This window comes from Humidesulfovibrio sp. (assembly GCF_031082295.1).
Taxonomy (GTDB): Bacteria; Desulfobacterota; Desulfovibrionia; order Desulfovibrionales; family Desulfovibrionaceae; genus Humidesulfovibrio.
On the sequence record NZ_JAVHLD010000001.1, the window covers coordinates 1 to 15,765 of the forward strand.

The following is a 15,765-nucleotide window of genomic DNA, read 5'->3' on the forward strand; positions in this document are numbered from 1 at the left end:
CTTCTTGGCGCCGCAGGCCAGGTGCTTGGCCAGATCCTCGCGCTTGGTCAGCTTGCCTGTGGTCTCGATGACCAGCTCGACGCCCAGCTCCTTCCAGGTCCACTCGCCGGGGGCGCTACGGGTCACGAGCACCTGGCGTCCGTCGATGAGCATGCCCTTGTCGTTGGGCTCCACGCGCAGGAAGCGGCCATGCACGGAGTCGTATTTCAGGAGATGCGCCAGGTCCTTGTTCTCGGCCCGGGCGTTGATGGCGACAAGCTCAACGTCTTTCACGTCGGCCAGAAGCCGGGTCAGGTAGCGGCCGATGCGGCCAAAACCGTTGATGCCTACTTTCATAGCCATGATCTCTCTCCTTGCGGTATTGGGGTGGCTAGGCCTTGCCGGAGCAGCCGAGCACGTTCTTGATCTTGCGCTGGACCATTTCCTTGACCGCCGTGCGGGCCGGGGCCAAGTACTGCCTGGGGTCGAAGTCAGCCGGGTTCTCCACGAAATGCTTGCGGATGGTGGCAGTCATGGCCAGGCGGATGTCGGTGTCGATGTTGATTTTGCACACGGCCATGCTTGCGGCCTTGCGCAGCAGGTCCTCGGGCACGCCGCGAGCGCCGGGGATGTTGCCGCCGTACTTGTTGGCCATCTCCACGAACTCCTGGGGCACGCTGGACGCGCCGTGCAGCACGATGGGCACGCCGGGCAGAAGCTTGCCGACTTTTTCCAGGCGGTCGAAGTCGAGCTTGGCCTCGCCCTTGAACTTGTAGGCGCCGTGGCTGGTGCCGATGGCGATGGCCAGGGAGTCGCAGCCGGTGCGGGTGACGAAGTCCTTGGCCTGTTCAGGGTCGGTGTAGATGTGCTCGTCGGAGTGGACGTCGTCCTCCACGCCGGCCAGGCGGCCGAGTTCGGCCTCGACCCAGACGCCGCGAGCGTGGGCGTATTCCACGACTTTCTTGGTCTCGGCGATGTTTTCCTCGTAGGGCAGGTGCGAGCCGTCATACATGACAGAGGTGAAGCCGCCGTCGATGACATCCTTGCACAGCTCAAAATTCGGGCCGTGGTCCAGGTGCAGCACCACGGGCAGGTCGGCCAGCTGCAGCGCGGCCTCCATGAGCTTCATGATGTAGACCTGCCCGGCGTACTTGCGCGCCCCGGCGGACACCTGAAGAATGAGAGGCGCGTTTTCGGCCTTGCCCGCCTCCATGATGCCCTGGACGATTTCCATGTTGTTCACGTTGAAGGCGCCGATGGCATAGCCGCCAGCGTAAGCTTTCTGGAACATTTCCTTGGGTGATACGAGTGGCATGGACTCCTCCTTGGGGCTCGAAAGGACGTAGTGTGGTAATGGCTCGTTCAATCAGTACATATTCTTGGCACGCAGACCAGATTCTGTCAATCGGGCTTACGTAATTATTGATTCCAACAGGCTCAAAGTCTCATGGTCGTTGAAGTCGAAACGCAGGGCAGTCAGGGTGATGAAGCCCTCGGAAAGCAGCCTGCGGTCGCGCCCCTGGCTGATGGACTCCGGCTTGAGCTCGCCGCACATCCAGTAATACTTGCGCCCGCGCGGATCCAGACGCTCCTCGTACCAGTCGGTGTAGGCCACGCGGGTGTGCGCGCAGACGCGCAGCTCACCGGCCTCGTCTATCGGGCGGTTCGGAAAGTTCAGGTTCAGCACGCACTTCCGCGGCAGTTCGGCAAAGGGCAGCCGGGGCAGCAGCGCCGCGGCATAGGCCGCCTGGCCGGAGAGCTCCGTCGGGTTGTGGTCGTCCATGGACACGGCCAGCGCCGGGAAGCCCATGAGCGCGCCCTCCGTGGCGGCGGAAACCGTGCCGGAGTACATGATGTCCACGCCGACGTTGGCACCGGCGTTGATGCCCGAGACAACGAGGTCCGGCGCAGGCGAAACGAGGGTCGAGATGCCGAGCTTGACGCAGTCGGCCGGGGTGCCGGAGACGCCCAGTCCGAAGAAGCCCTCCTCGCGGAACTCCTTCACGCGAAGGGGGGCAAGCAGCGTGATGGCGTGCCCCACGGCGGACTGCTCCGCGATGGGCGCGACGACCTGCACGTCGTGCCCGGCAGCCACCAGCGCCTTGTACAAAGCCCGCAGGCCTACGGCCTGGATGCCGTCGTCGTTTGTGAGGAGGATGCGCATGGAGTCTCCCTGGCTCACGCCTTAGAGCGCCCTTCGGTTTTACAGCAGAGTTTGACAATCAAGGCTGTCGGGGGCAATGAATTCTGTTCAAGACATAATCGCCGCCGCCTGAACGCGGTAGGCTTGAACTATCCCAACACGATGGAGAAGGCAAGGCCGTGATTGCGAAAGCCGTGTACATACGGGACATTAGCCCCGGGCAAACGATACAGGACACCTTCCTCCTGGCCGACGCCCGCACCGGCCAGTCGCGCAATGGGCCTTACTGGAGCCTGGTCCTGCAGGACTCCACCGGACAGATGGACGCCAAGGTCTGGAGCCCGCTCTCGCAGCAGCACCCGGGCCTGAGCGCCGGGCAGTTCGTCACGGTGCGCGGCCTGGCTGCAAACTACCGCGACAAGTGCCAGCTCACCCTCGACCAGCTCGCCCCGGTCTCCGAAGCCGAGGTCGACCCGGCGGACTTCCTGCCGCCAAGCCCCGTGAGGCCCGTCGAGCTGCTGGCCGAGATTGAGGCCTTGTGCCGCCGTGAGCTCACGCACAAGCCCTGGCGCAATCTCATGAAAAAGATCCTCGGCGACGAGGAGATCCGAGCGCGGCTGCTGCCCGCCACCGGTGCCAAGACCGTGCACCACGCCTACGTGGGCGGCCTGCTTGAGCACACCCTCTGCGTTGCCCGCACCTGTCTGGCTCTGTGCGACCTCTACCCCCAGCTCGACCGGCAGGTGCTGCTGGTCGCGGCCATCCTGCACGACATGGGCAAGGCCTGGGAGCTGACCAGCGGCCTCACCACGGACTACACCGACGAGGGCCGCCTGCTGGGCCACGTGCAGCTCGGCCTGGAGCGCCTGGAAGGCTTCCTGGCCAAGGCCAGGGACCTCGACCCGGCGCTCATCCTGCACCTGAAGCACTTGATCATCAGCCACCACGGCGAGTACGAATTCGGCGCGGCCCGGCGCCCCAAGACCCCGGAAGCGTTCATCCTGCACTTCGCGGACAACATCGACGCCAAGATGAACACCATCCGCGGCGCCTATGAAGAAATCGAGGGCACCGGCCAGGCGTGGACCCCCTTCCAACGCTATCTCGACCGGTTCATCTACCGTCCGGTTCAAACCCCGGCCCCGGAGCAGCAGACGAAGCCCGATGCGCCCAAGCCAGACGCCCGCATCCTGCTCCTGCCGCTGAGCCCGGAATAGAACCACCGCCGGTGCCGAGCGCCCAGGATTTTGATAAGAAGGAACCGCATGGCCGCTGCCGCTCAAGACACACCGAAACTGACCGCGATCAGGCTGTTCCAGCGCCTGGTCAAGAGCTTCAGCGGACTGCACACCAGCGACGCCCTGCGCATCATCGTCCTCGGCAGCATCATCGGCGTGCTCTCGGGCTTGCTGGCTGTAGGGTTCTATGCCGCACTGAACGCGCTTCAGGAGTTGCTGCTGGGACAGCTGGCTGGCGCCCCCATGCCCACCCACGGCGTTGAAGCGCTCACCGCGTCCACCTCCTCGCCCCTGTACATCCCGCTCATGACCACCGCCACCGGCGCGCTCATCGGCCTGTGCATGCACTACATCCTGCCGGACAATCCAGACCTCGGGACCGACGGCACGGACATCATGATCCGCGCCTTCCACGGCGCCACCGGCCGTGTGAGCGGGCGCATCACCACCGTGCGCGGGGCGGGCGCGATCCTGACCATCGCCAGCGGCGCCAGCGCGGGCCAGGAAGGCCCGATCTCGCTCATCGGCGCGGGCGCGGCCTCCTGGCTGGCCGACAGGCTCAAGCTCACCGCGCGGGAACGCCGCACGCTGCTGCTGGCTGGAGCCGCGGGCGGGCTCGGCGCCATCTTCCGCGCGCCCTTGGGCGGGGCGCTCACAGCCATCGAGGTCATCTACCGCGAGGACTTCGAGGCCGACGCCTTGCTGGCAGCGCTGTTCTCCTCCACCACTGCCTATTCCATCTTCACCATCTTCTACGGAGCCGACCCCATCTTCCACGTGCCGGACCTGAAACTGCACAGCGTGGCCGAGCTGCCCTTCTATGCAATGCTGGCGGTGGTCTGCTCGGTGGCGGCCTGGGCCTTCGTGACAGGCTTCCGCAGGGCCAAATATCATTTCTTCGCCCCCCTGCGCTCACGCATCGGGGTCATCGGCACCACGGCCCTGGGCGGCTTCATGGCCGGTGTCGTGGGCATGCTCTTTCCGCAGCTGCTGGGCGGCGGGCTGGAGTGGGTGGAGCTGGCCCTGCGCGGCGACCTGCCCATGCTGGCCCTGTGCCTGCTCGCCCTCGGCAAGACCGTGGACACGGCGCTGACCATCGGCTCAGGCATGAGCGGTGGCATGTTCGCGCCCTCGCTCTACGTGGGCGGAATGACCGGCACGGCCGTCGGCACGCTCTTCCAGTCGTGGTTCCCCGAGATCATCACCAAGCCCGCCGCCTTCGGCATCGTGGGCATGTCGGTGTTCTTCTCCTGCGCCACAGGAGCCTCCCTCGGGCCGCTGGTCATGACCTGCGAGCTCACCAGCAGCTATGGCCTGCTCGTGCCCCTCATGCTGGCCACGGGCTGCGGGCTGCTTTTGTCGCGCAACGTCTCGCTCTACAACAACCAGTTGCCCAACCGCCTGGCCTCCCACGCCCACACCCACGAGGCCGCCGTGAACATGCTCAAGGGCAGCACCGTGTCCAAGCTCTCCCTGGCCCCGCCACCGCCCGTGCTGCTGGAATCGACCAAGCTGGGCGACCTGCGCGGGCTGGTGACCAGCTCTCAGGCCCTGTGCTTCCCGGTGTTCAACGCCCAGGGCGACCTGACCGGCATCGCCACCCTTTCCGACCTGCGCGAGGTGCTCTACGAGACCTGCCTGTTCGACATCGTTGTGGTGAAGGAAGTGGCACGCGCACCGGTCTTTGTGACGCCCGACGCCGACGGCTACGAGGCGCTGCTGACCATGCTCGACACGGGCCTGGACGAACTCCCCGTGCTCGACACCGCCACCGGGAAGATCATCGGCATGCTCGACCGCAAGGCGCTGCTCAGCATCTATCGCCAGACGCCGCCCCAGGCCGCAAACGTACAAGACCCCACAGGGCTCGCATGTTCATAACATTTGAAGGCATCGAAGGCACCGGCAAGTCCACGCAGATCGCCCTGCTCCAACAGCACCTGGAGTCGCAGGGACACAAAGTGCGCGTGACGCTTGAGCCGGGCGGCAGCCGCATCGGCGCGGAGCTGCGGCGCGTGCTGTTGTCGCTGGAGAACCGCGACCTGACGCCCCAGGCTGAACTGTTCCTGTACCTGGCCGACCGCGCCCAGCACGTGGCCCAGGTGGTGCGCCCGGCGATCGCCGCCGGTGCCGTGGTGCTCTCGGACCGCTTCGCCGACTCCACCGTGGCCTACCAGGGCTACGGGCGCGGCATGGACCCGGAGCTGCTGCACAGGCTCAACGCCGTGGCCGTCGACGGCCTCTGGCCCGACCTCACGCTGCTGCTGGACCTGGACCCGGTCATCGGGCTTGAGCGGGCCATGTCGCGCAACAGCCGCGAGGGCAAGACCAATGCCGAGGGACGCTTCGAGGCGGAGAGCATCGCCTTCCACACCCGCGTGCGCCAGGGCTTTCTGGACCTCGCCGCACGTTCGCCAGAGCGCATCAGCATCGTGGACGCCACGGGCGCGCCGGAGGACATCGCCCTGCGTGTGCGCGCCCTGGTGGAGGCCAAGCTTCATGCATAAGGGAACACATGCCTGAGCCTTCCGGCAGGCCCGCACACCCCCTCTCTTCCGTCCTGAGCGACTGGCTGCTCTTCCTGCTTGCGGCAACCGGCTTCGTGTGGCTGGTGCTGCGCGGCGCCGAAAATCTCGGCTACAACTGGCAATGGTACCAGGTGCCACGCTCCATCTTCCTCAGCCAGGACGGTTCCCTTGCCCCTGGCCCGCTCATGCAGGGCCTCTCTGTGACGCTCAAGCTCACGGCCCTGAGCTTTGCCGGGGCCTTCGCCGTGGGGCTTGCAACAGCCATGCTGCGGCTCTCCGGCTCGTGGTCCGGGCGGGCGCTGGCGCGCGGCTACATGGAACTGGTGCGCAACACGCCCCTGCTCATCCAGCTCTTCTTCCTCTACTTCGTGCTTTCGCCTGTGCTTGGAATGGACGCCTTCGGCACCGCCGTGCTCGGCCTGTCGCTGTTCGAAGGGGCCTACGTGTCGGAGATCCTGCGCGCCGGGGTGCGCTCCATCGAACAGGGCCAGTGGGACGCCGCCCGCAGCCTCGGCATGGGGCCGGTCACGGCATATTCAACGGTGATCCTGCCCCAGGCCATGCGCCGCGTGCTGCCGCCCCTGGCGGGCCAGGGAGTGTCGCTCATCAAGGACTCGTCCCTCGCCAGCGTCATCGCCATCAACGAACTGACCCTGCGCGGGCAGAATATCGTGTCCGAGACCTTCCTCAGCTTTGAAATTTGGTTTACGGTTGCGGCCATATACTGGCTTGTGACCACGATCCTTTCCGGCGCGGCGGATGCCCTGGAGCGCCGTCTGGCCTTTCCCGCTTGATCAAACTCGCTCAAGGAGGAACCCATGCGCACAGCCCTTTCCACCAAGCATTCCCTGTGGTTCGCCGCAGCCGTCCTGATGCTGCTGTTGGCCGCGAGCGCGGCCAGCGCCGCCACCCGCGCCGACCTTGCGCGCGAAAGCACCCTTGAGCAGGTGCTCCAGCGCGGCGTGCTGCGCGTGGGCTTCAGCACCTTCGTGCCCTGGGCCATGCAGGACAAAAAGGGAGACTTCGTGGGCTTCGAGATCGACGTCGCGCGCAGGCTGGCCAAGGACATGGGCGTGCAGGTGCAGTTCGAGCCCACCCAGTGGTCGGGCATCATCCCGGCGCTTTTGTCCGGCAAGTTCGACATCATCATAGGCGGCATGAGCATCCAGCCCCAGCGCGGCCTCAAGGTCAACTTCACCATCCCCTACGAGTACTCTGGCATGTCGCTTGTGGCTGGCAGGAAGCTGGCGGGCAAGCTCAAGACCCTGAACGACTTCAACCAGCCGAGCATCATCCTGGCCGTGCGCCAGGGCACAACCGCCGTTGAGGCCGCCAGGAAGCATCTGCCCAAGGCCCAGCTGAAGTTCTTCGACAACGAGGCCCAGACCGTGCAGGAAGTGCTCAACGGACGCGCCCACGCCGTGGTCGCCTCGGAGCCCTTCCCGGCCTTCCAGGCGCTCAAGCACAAGGACCAGCTCTTCCTGCCCGTGACCAAGGCCTTCACCCGCGAGCCCATCGCCTTCGCCGTGCGCAAGGGCGACCCGGACTTCCTGAACTTCCTCGACGGCTGGATCCGCGTGGTCGACGACGAGGGCTGGCTGACGGAACGCCACAACTACTGGTTCCGCACCGACGCCTGGAAGGGCATGGTGGAGTAGCCCCGCCCAATGCCGCAGAGCAAGACGAGCCCGTCCGCAAGCGCACAGGCCGCCGCCCGGAGCAACCCGCTGGCCCGCCTGCACATCGTCGACCTGGCGGTGCTGCTACTGGCTGGCGCGGGCCTGGCCTGGCTGGTGCTGCGCGCCCGCGCCACCCTGCCCTACAGCTGGGAATGGTCCGTCATTCCGCAGTTCCTGGCCTACGTCGGGGAAGACGGCGCGTGGCACGCGGGCCGCATCGCCACAGGCATGGCCGCCACCATCCGCCTGAGCCTCTGGGCCGGGCTGCTGGCGCTGGCGCTGGGCACCTGCGCCGGGCTCATGCGCGTGAGCAAGCGCCTGTTCTGGCGGCTCAGCGGCGGCACTTACGTGCTCTTCGTGCGCAACACGCCGCCTCTCGTGCTCATCTTCCTGTTCTCGTACTTCCTGAGCGGCCAGCTCATCAACGCGCTGGGCCTGGACCTGGCCGTGAACAACATGCCGCCGGTCCTGCGCCCGATCGCCGAGACGCTGTTCGGCCCCCTCCGGCAGATGCCCGCGTTCCTCACCGCCATCGTCACACTGGGCCTCATCGAGGGCGCGTACATGGCCGAGATCGTGCGCGCGGGCGTGCAGTCCGTCGAGCAGGGCCAGTGGGACGCGGCCTACGCCCTGGGCCTGTCGCGCCGACAGACATTGGCCACCGTCATCCTGCCGCAGGCCTTCCGGCGCATGCTGCCGCCGCTCACCAGCCAGTTCGTGTCCACGGTCAAGGACTCGGCCATCGTGTCCGTCATCTCCATCCCCGAGCTGACCTTCCAGGCCCAGGAGCTCGTCAGCGCCACGTACCGCAGCTTCGAGGTCTGGACGCTGGTGCTGGTGCTGTACCTGGCGCTGAACCTGCCCTGCTCGCTGGCGTCCAGGTGGCTGGAGCTACGGCTGCGGCGCTCGGACACGAGCTTTGGCCAGGGCGCCACGCAGCGCTAGCCGCGCGGCATCGCGACACCACGAAAATAGTCAGCGGCACGACTGCGCAACATGGCTTTGACAGCCGTGGGTATTTCGCGCATTAGGAAATTATTCCGAAAGGATGTTGACCCCCTGTTTGCCCGCGCCACCGGCGCAGCACCTACCAGCAAGGAGAACCGCATGGCCCCGGAAATCAAAGTCTACGCCCTGTCCACCTGTGTGCATTGCAAGAACGCCAAGGCCTACCTGGACCAGTGCGGCGTGAAGTACGACTGCGTGCATGTGGACCAGCTCACCGGCGACGAGCGCAAGGCCATGATCGAGGAAGTGAAGAAGCTGAACCCGAGCGTGTCGTTCCCCACGCTGGTCATCGACGGCAAGACCCTGGTGGGCTTCGACAAGGCCAAGGTCGACGAGGCGCTGGGCAAGAAATGAACGCGCAACAGCTCTTTGATGCGCTGAAGAAGATCCAGGAGGCCAAGGGCTGCTACTTCAACGCGGACATGGACATGACTATGGCGCTCATGGAGAGCCTGCTTACGAACAAGGAGCGGCTTGGCTACATGGCGTGCCCGTGCAGGCTCGCCAACGGCACCTTCGAGGCCGACCGGGACATCGTGTGCCCGTGCGAGTACCGCGAGCCGGACATGGCCGAGTACGGGACTTGTTTTTGCGGACTATATGTGACAAGCGATTGGAACGAGGGCAAGCGGGAGAAGGTGTACGTGCCGGAAAGAAGGCCGGTGGAGAAGATATTGGGGTAGTGACCAAGTCTAAAGGACACCCAATTTAAGCCCAGTGCATTTCTTACAGGATAACCATATATGCCATTCCATTTCAAATTCGACAACCCACCAGTTGGCTACTCCTTGGAGGATGCAGCAAAGGAAGATGCAACTATCAAGATAATCTCACGTGAATTTGTCTCTTCTGAAGATGGCGACATTTTTATTTCAAGGCTTGATGGCTTTCCTTCCGAAGTATTAAGAAAACTTCCACAGAACATAGATCTAAAGCGCTCAAACGTTGACCATTTACTAGCAATAATTGATAAGGATGGCAACTGCAGTGCATATGTAAATGAATTGCAAATAATTGCATTAACAAAAGTTAGGCGTTCACTTGAAAAGGGTGAAACAATTTTTGAAAATGACATCTATGATATATTACAGGTCAAATTTGAGGATGTTGAGATACCGAACGATTGTGGCATTGCTTTTGTATTTTCTAAGGGCTGGAGAAAAGGGTATTTCTATGATTTTACACCACTAGTTCCAGGGAATAAACCAAGAAGCATAGACCTACACACACTGCTTGGAAGCTACTACAATTATTTAATATTCCAAGATTTTTTCAAAATTTGCGATGATGATTGGGCAAAATTCTATATGGAAGGCTGGTTTCCATTTATCTCGCTAGATCATGACACGGCCTTAAATTTGATAAAGCACATAAAATACAACTGGAACACTGACGAATTGATACAAAGCATCACTGGAGAAGTCAAAAATAAAGCCAACTTATTATTAAATAACTGGATACTCAATCCCGTATTTGCTGAACATGAAGAATTCCTTAAAACTGCAATTGATCGATACTTAAACAACGACTATATTAGTTGCCTAACCATACTCTACACAAGAGCAGAAGGCATTCTCAGGGCTATAGTTAAAAATCTTAACGAAAAGGATTACAAGCAAGACAACCTTGCCAATGCTGCAAGGAAGGCGTTTGACGACAATCGTTCTTTTTCAAAAATTCTTCCACACCGATTTAGCGAATATCTTCAGAAGGTATTATTCTCATCGTTTGATCACAACAAAATTATTAATCTATCTCGCAACTCTGTTTCACATGGCGTAGCACCAAACCACCTATACAATGCCAAGTCAGCAACAATTGCAATTTTAACGATTGAACAGATATACCAGCACCTTCAGTCGTACAGTTAGAACTTTAGCATTCCCAAACCAAAAAAGCCCCGGTCCGCTTGCGCAGACCGGGGCCAATTAATGTGCTTCGTTAGATCTTAGTAATCGCGACGGGGCGGACGGGACTCACGTTCCTGAGCCTCGTTGACCTTCAGGGCGCGGCCGCCGAGCTCCTTGCCGTTCAGGGCCTGCACGGCCTCACGAGCGGAGTTGTCGTCCATCTCCACGAAGCCGAAGCCGCGGAAACGGCCGGTCTCACGGTCGCTGATGAACTTGACGGAGTTGACTTCACCGAACTGGGAGAACAAGTTGCGGATGTCGTCCTCGGAGGTGCTGAAAGCGATGTTACCGACGTAGATAGACTTAGGCATGTGATAAAACTCCTAAAGAGAAACTGTAAAATTTTGTCGCCCATTTCGCCTGAGCAAAAAGCCTCCAGAACTCAAATCCAGATGTTGTTAACTAGGCTCACTCTGCGCACTTGTAAAGCCCTAAATCGCAGAAATTAAAATTATTTTCGCGTCCATAAACCCCGTTATCCATGCACTTCTCCAGGGCATGAAAATACTGCATCTTCTACTTGCAGTAGCAGATGCAGACTTTACTCACCGCCGATACAGTCCTTTTTCCACTCCGCGAATGCATCTCTGGCCCGCTGGCCGTACAATTCTTTTCTGATCTTTTTTCCCGCGCGGCGGTTCAATTCAGGCGTGAGCCCGAAGTGCGCGTTGGACGGCTGGAAGTTCTTTGGCGGCGGCGTGCGCAAGTGGCCCAGCAGCGCGCCCAGGGCAGTGGTGGTGGGCGGCGGCGGCAGGGTCTCGCCATTGAGCTTCCTGCCCAGCATGAGGCCCACCCACAGCCCGCAGGCCGCGCTCTCCAGGTAGCCCTCCACCCCGGTGATCTGCCCGGCGAGGTGGACGTTCGGGCGGAGCTTGAGCGCCAGCTCCTCGTTCAGCACCTGGGGCGCGTCGACGAAGGTGTTGCGGTGGATGCTGCCCAGGCGCAGGAACTCGGCCTTTTCGAGCCCCGGAATCAGCCGGAACACGCGCTCCTGCTCCGGGTACTTGAGCTTGGTCTGGAAGCCCACGAGGTTGAAGGCGGTCTTTTCCTTGTTCTCCGCGCGCAGCTGGACGACGGCGAAAGCCTCCTCGCTGGTGCGCGGGTTGGGCAGTCCCACGGGCTTCAGCGGGCCGAAGGCCAGGGTGAGCCGCCCGCGCTCGGCCATTTCCTCCACGGGCAGGCAGCCCTCGAAGTGGATGTGCTTCTCGAACTCGTGCGGGGCGACCTTTTCGGCCTTGATGAGCGCGTCGAGGAAGGTGTCGTACTGCTCCTCGGTCATGGGGCAGTTCAGGTAGTCGTCTTCCTCCGGCCGGTAGCGGCTGCCCCAGAAGCAGATGTCCATGTCGACGCTCTCGCGGCTGATGATGGGCGCGATGGCGTCGTAGAAATACAGGCGCTTGCCGCCGCCCTCGCCGCCGGTCATGTCGACGGTCAGGTCGGCCAGGCTGGCGGCCAGGGAGTCGCTCACCAGCGGCCCGGCGGCCACCACGATGGCCTCGAACCCGTCCAGCAGCGGGGAGTCCAGGCTGTCGATCTCCTCGCGCACCACCTCGATCTTGGGGTCGTGCTCCACGATGGCGGTGATGTAGTCGGCAAAGAGCTTGCGGTCCACGGCCAGCGCCTTTCCGGCGGGGATGCGCGTCTCGTCGGCCACCTTCATGACCAGGCTGTCCAGCTCGCGCATTTCGGCCTTCAGCACGCCGATGGCGGTGGTCAGCTCCTCGGAGCGCAAGGAGTTGGAGCACACCAGCTCAGCCAGCTTGCCGGTTTCGTGCGCGGGCGACATCTTGTGCGGGCGCATCTCGAACAGGCGCACGCCGATGCCCGCCTTGACCAGGGCCAGGGCGCACTCGCATCCGGCAAGGCCGCCGCCGATGATGGCCACGCGCGCGACGGCGTGGGCCTGGGGCTTGTCGTTCAGGAGCTTGTCGTTCTGGGCCACGTTCGCAGGAGACTCGTTGTGATCTGGCATGTTTTCAGCTATCCTCATGAAAGATTTGCATTGTGCGACATTCACGCAGCGACAGGCGACGGCAGATGAGCGAGATTCTACTGGACATACGCGGACTCACCACGGCTTTTGCCGCGCACACCGGCGCGGGCGGCGCCGTCGCCAAGGCTGTGGATACCGTGAGCCTGACGGTTCGGCAAGGCGAAACCCTGGCCGTGGTCGGCGAATCGGGCTGCGGCAAGACCGTGCTGGCGCTCTCGGTGCTGGGGCTGATCCCCGACCCGCCGGGCCGGGTCATCCACGGGCAGGCGCTGTACAAGGGCCGCGACCTCGCCGCCATGGACGAGGCCGAACTGGAGAGCGTGCGCGGCAACCACATCGCCATGATTTTCCAGGAGCCCATGACCTCGCTGAACCCCGTGTTTCGCGTGGGCGAGCAGATCGCCGAGGGCTACCGCCTGCACAAGGGCGCCAGCAAGGCCGAGGCCGACGCTAGGGCCGTGGAGATGTTGCGGCTGGTGGGCATCCCCAACCCGGAGGAGCGCGCCGGGAGCTACCCTTTCGAGCTGTCCGGCGGCATGCGCCAGCGGGTGATGATCGCCATGGCGCTGGCCAACGACCCGGACCTGCTCTTCGCCGACGAGCCCACAACCGCCCTGGACGTTACCATCCAGGCCCAGATTTTGGACCTCATGCGCGAGCTGCAGCGACGCCGGGGCTCGGGCATCCTGCTCATCACCCACGACCTGGGCGTGGTGGCCGAGATGGCGCATCAGGTGGCCGTCATGTACGCCGGGCAGGTGGTGGAGCAGGCCCCGGTGGCGGAGCTGTTCGCCTCTCCGCGTCACCCCTACACCCAGGGCCTGCTGGCCAGCGTGCCGCGCCTGGGCCAGCGGCGCACCCTTTCGCCCATCCCCGGCATGGTGCCGGGCATCTTCAACCTGCCCTTCGGCTGCCGCTTCCGTCCGCGCTGCGCGCACGCCTTCGGCCGTTGCGAGTCCTGCCCGCCCCTGTTCGAGCTTGGCCCCGGGCACTCTGCCCGCTGCTGGCTGCACGACGGCGCGCCCCTGGCCGAACCGGTCCATTGCGACCACAGGGAGGCCGACGCATGAGCGCCCTGCTGGAACTTGAGAACGTGTCCCGGCACTATGCCGTCAGCGGCGGGCTGCTGGGCCTCCGGCACGGGCTGGTGCGCGCCGTGGACGGCGTGAGCCTGACCGTTGACGCGGGCGCGAGCCTGGGCCTGGTGGGCGAGAGCGGCTGCGGCAAGTCCACCCTGGCGCGCTGCATCCTCGGCCTGGAGCAGCTTGAGGGCGGGGCAATCCGCTTCCAGGGCCGCGACATCACCGACTGGCCGCAGACTGAACTGCGCCGCCAGATGCAGATGGTCTTCCAGGACCCTTACTCGTCCCTCAACCCGCGCATGAGCGTGGGGGCAATCGTGGCCGAGCCGCTGACCATCCACGGCCTCGGCACGGCGGCGGAGCGCAAGGCCAAGACGCTCGCGCTGCTGCGCACCGTCGGCCTGGACACGGACATGGCCCGGCGCTACCCGCACCAGCTCTCCGGCGGCCAGCGCCAGCGCGTGGCGGTTGCGCGCGCCCTGGCCCTCAGCCCGGCGCTTGTGGTCTGCGACGAGCCCGTGAGCGCGCTCGACGTCTCCATCCAGGCCCAGGTGCTGCTTCTGCTGCAGGACCTTCGGACGCGCCTTGGGCTCACCTACCTGTTCATCTCCCACGACCTGGCCGTGGTGGGCCAGATCTGCGACCGCATCGCCGTCATGTACCTGGGGAGAGTGGTGGAACTCGGCCCGGCCGAGACGCTCATCAACGATCCCCGGCACCCGTACACGCGCGTGCTGCTCTCCGCCGTGCCAGTGCCGGACCCCGGCCACAAGCGCAACCGCGAGAACCTGACAGGCGAGCTGCCCAGCCCGCTGAACCCGCCCAGCGGCTGCCCGTTCCACCCCCGCTGCCCGCAGGTCATGGACATCTGCCGCCATGAGTTCCCCCAGGCCTTCAGCACCGGCGAGGCCCGCCTGGCCCACTGCTGGCTGCACAAACCGGCGTAGCCACGCCAGACAAGGAGTTCCCCTTGCGCGTTTCCGTCATCCTCGGCCATCCTGACCCCAAGAGCCTGAACCACGCCATTGCCGCCGCCGCGGTGAACACGTTGCGAGAGCTGGGGCATGAGGTACGCTTCCACGACCTCCAGGCCGAGGGGTTCGACCCTGTGCTGCCCGCTGGCGAGGCCGCCCGCGATGCCGAATTGCCGCCGCTGGTTGCGCTGCACTGCGCGGAAATCGCCGAAGCGGACGGGCTCATCCTTATGCACCCCAACTGGTGGGGCCAGCCGCCCGCAGTGCTGAAGGGCTGGGTGGACCGCGTGCTGCGACCCGGCGTGGCCTATGAATTTCTGCCCGGCGACGGCGGCGAGGGCGTCCCCGTCGGGCTGCTGAAGCCAATGACAGCCCTGGTGCTGAACACCTCCAACACCCTGGCCGCCCGTGAGCAGGCCGTCTTCGGCGATCCTCTGGAGCGCCTGTGGGCCGACTGCATACTCCGCTTTTGCGGAGTCGGTAAGGTGGTCCGGCGCATGTTCGGGGTGGTCTGCACCAGCACGGCCGAACAGCGCCACGCATGGCTTGCCGAGGTGGCCGAGCTGGTGCGCCGGGAGTTCCCGGCCTAGGCCTTTTTTCCGCATCACAACCAAGGAGATTCGCCCATGCTCACCCGCGACGAAGCGCTCGCACTCCTGCACAAGCATGTCCCCGACCCCCAACTTGTCTGCCACAGCCTGGAGTCCGAGGCAGTGCTGGCCGCTCTGGCCCGCAGGCTAGGCAAGGACGAGACCCTGTGGGGCATCACCGGGCTGCTGCACGACCTGGATTACGCCACCACCAAGGACCAGCCCGAGCGGCACGGTCTCGCGTCTGCGGAGCTGCTCGCCGGGCTGCTGCCGGACGAGGCTCTCACTGCCATTCGCGCTCACAACGGCGAGCGCACGGGCGTCGCGCCGAGCACAGAGCTGGACTTCGCCCTGCGCTGCGGCGAAACCGTCACCGGCCTCATCCACACCAACGCCCTGGTGCGCCCGGCGCGCATGGACGGCATGGACGCAAAGAGCCTGAAGAAGAAAATGAAAGACAAGGCCTTCGCCGCCAGCGTCTGCCGCGAGACCATCGGCGAATGCCAGAAGCTTGGGCTTGAACAGGCGGAGTTCTTCACCATCGCCATCGGCGCGGTGGCGGGCATCGCCGGACAGGTGGGCCTGGCCTAACGACGCGCCGTGCCGGACATCGCTTGCATTCATGCGCCGGTTCGCGCAGA

18 protein-coding genes are annotated in these 15,765 nt (G+C 63.8%); 13 read left to right on the forward strand and 5 right to left on the reverse strand.

The window, feature by feature from the left end:
- The 3 genes from RDU24_RS00005 to surE form a co-directional block, all read right to left on the reverse strand.
- Positions 1 to 342: glyceraldehyde 3-phosphate dehydrogenase N-terminal domain-containing protein (locus RDU24_RS00005; protein ID WP_308733665.1), on the reverse strand; the 342-nt coding region annotated here is incomplete at its 3' end.
- Positions 343 to 370: 28 nt separating this feature from the next.
- The gene (fba, locus tag RDU24_RS00010; RefSeq protein ID WP_308733666.1) at positions 371 to 1,294 is read right to left on the reverse strand and encodes a class II fructose-1,6-bisphosphate aldolase; all 924 of its coding nucleotides are present in this window, start codon (positions 1,292 to 1,294) and stop codon (positions 371 to 373) included.
- 96 nt (positions 1,295 to 1,390) lie between these two features.
- Positions 1,391 to 2,143, reverse strand: coding sequence for a 5'/3'-nucleotidase SurE (surE, locus tag RDU24_RS00015; protein ID WP_308733667.1), 753 nt, complete (start codon positions 2,141 to 2,143; stop codon positions 1,391 to 1,393).
- 158 nt (positions 2,144 to 2,301) lie between these two features.
- Between surE and RDU24_RS00020 the strand changes: the two genes are divergently transcribed.
- The 9 genes from RDU24_RS00020 (at position 2,302) to RDU24_RS00060 (ending at position 10,446) form a co-directional block, all read left to right on the forward strand.
- A complete protein-coding gene (locus RDU24_RS00020; protein ID WP_308733668.1) occupies positions 2,302 to 3,339 on the forward strand; it encodes a 3'-5' exoribonuclease YhaM family protein in 1,038 nt (345 codons plus the stop codon).
- A 48-nt stretch (positions 3,340 to 3,387) separates the two neighbouring features.
- Positions 3,388 to 5,241, forward strand: a complete 1,854-nt coding sequence (locus tag RDU24_RS00025; protein ID WP_308733669.1) for a chloride channel protein — start codon at positions 3,388 to 3,390, stop codon at positions 5,239 to 5,241.
- Positions 5,232 to 5,867, forward strand: a complete 636-nt coding sequence (gene tmk / locus RDU24_RS00030) for a dTMP kinase (protein ID WP_308733670.1) — start codon at positions 5,232 to 5,234, stop codon at positions 5,865 to 5,867. Before RDU24_RS00025 ends, tmk begins: the two co-directional genes overlap by 10 nt.
- 8 nt (positions 5,868 to 5,875) lie before the next feature.
- The gene (locus RDU24_RS00035) at positions 5,876 to 6,682 is read left to right on the forward strand and encodes an amino acid ABC transporter permease (RefSeq protein ID WP_308733671.1); all 807 of its coding nucleotides are present in this window, start codon (positions 5,876 to 5,878) and stop codon (positions 6,680 to 6,682) included.
- 24 nt (positions 6,683 to 6,706) lie between these two features.
- Positions 6,707 to 7,546 (forward strand): transporter substrate-binding domain-containing protein, encoded by an 840-nt coding sequence (locus RDU24_RS00040; protein WP_308733672.1) that lies wholly within the window; start codon positions 6,707 to 6,709, stop codon positions 7,544 to 7,546.
- 9 nt (positions 7,547 to 7,555) lie between these two features.
- On the forward strand, positions 7,556 to 8,512 hold the full coding sequence (locus RDU24_RS00045; RefSeq protein ID WP_308733673.1) for an amino acid ABC transporter permease: 957 nt from the start codon (positions 7,556 to 7,558) through the stop codon (positions 8,510 to 8,512).
- Positions 8,513 to 8,674: 162 nt separating this feature from the next.
- Complete coding sequence (locus tag RDU24_RS00050) at positions 8,675 to 8,929, forward strand: glutaredoxin family protein (protein ID WP_308733674.1); 255 nt, start codon at positions 8,675 to 8,677, stop codon at positions 8,927 to 8,929.
- Positions 8,926 to 9,258, forward strand: a complete 333-nt coding sequence (locus RDU24_RS00055; RefSeq protein ID WP_308733675.1) for a ferredoxin-thioredoxin reductase catalytic domain-containing protein — start codon at positions 8,926 to 8,928, stop codon at positions 9,256 to 9,258. Before RDU24_RS00050 ends, RDU24_RS00055 begins: the two co-directional genes overlap by 4 nt.
- Positions 9,259 to 9,318: 60 nt before the next feature.
- Positions 9,319 to 10,446 carry a hypothetical protein gene (locus tag RDU24_RS00060; RefSeq protein WP_308733676.1) on the forward strand — a complete coding sequence of 376 codons (1,128 nt, stop codon included), beginning with the start codon at positions 9,319 to 9,321 and terminating at the stop codon, positions 10,444 to 10,446.
- A gap of 77 nt (positions 10,447 to 10,523) precedes the next feature.
- On the opposite strand, the gene RDU24_RS00065 is transcribed toward RDU24_RS00060, so the two are convergent.
- Positions 10,524 to 10,796: an RNA recognition motif domain-containing protein gene (locus RDU24_RS00065; protein ID WP_308733677.1), complete on the reverse strand. Its 273-nt coding sequence runs from the start codon at positions 10,794 to 10,796 to the stop codon at positions 10,524 to 10,526.
- A gap of 230 nt (positions 10,797 to 11,026) precedes the next feature.
- On the reverse strand, positions 11,027 to 12,457 hold the full coding sequence (gene trmFO, locus RDU24_RS00070; protein ID WP_308733678.1) for a methylenetetrahydrofolate--tRNA-(uracil(54)-C(5))-methyltransferase (FADH(2)-oxidizing) TrmFO: 1,431 nt from the start codon (positions 12,455 to 12,457) through the stop codon (positions 11,027 to 11,029).
- A gap of 65 nt (positions 12,458 to 12,522) precedes the next feature.
- Here trmFO and RDU24_RS00075 point away from each other — a divergent pair, with 65 nt between their 5' ends.
- The 4 genes from RDU24_RS00075 to RDU24_RS00090 are packed head-to-tail and all read left to right on the forward strand — an operon-like array spanning position 12,523 to position 15,715.
- Positions 12,523 to 13,548 carry an ABC transporter ATP-binding protein gene (locus RDU24_RS00075; protein WP_308733679.1) on the forward strand — a complete coding sequence of 342 codons (1,026 nt, stop codon included), beginning with the start codon at positions 12,523 to 12,525 and terminating at the stop codon, positions 13,546 to 13,548.
- Positions 13,545 to 14,507: an ABC transporter ATP-binding protein gene (locus RDU24_RS00080; RefSeq protein ID WP_308733680.1), complete on the forward strand. Its 963-nt coding sequence runs from the start codon at positions 13,545 to 13,547 to the stop codon at positions 14,505 to 14,507. Before RDU24_RS00075 ends, RDU24_RS00080 begins: the two co-directional genes overlap by 4 nt.
- Positions 14,508 to 14,530: 23 nt before the next feature.
- The gene (locus RDU24_RS00085; protein ID WP_308733681.1) at positions 14,531 to 15,124 is read left to right on the forward strand and encodes an NAD(P)H-dependent oxidoreductase; all 594 of its coding nucleotides are present in this window, start codon (positions 14,531 to 14,533) and stop codon (positions 15,122 to 15,124) included.
- A 36-nt stretch (positions 15,125 to 15,160) separates the two neighbouring features.
- The gene (locus RDU24_RS00090) at positions 15,161 to 15,715 is read left to right on the forward strand and encodes an HD domain-containing protein (RefSeq protein ID WP_308733682.1); all 555 of its coding nucleotides are present in this window, start codon (positions 15,161 to 15,163) and stop codon (positions 15,713 to 15,715) included.
- Positions 15,716 to 15,765 lie beyond the last annotated feature (50 nt).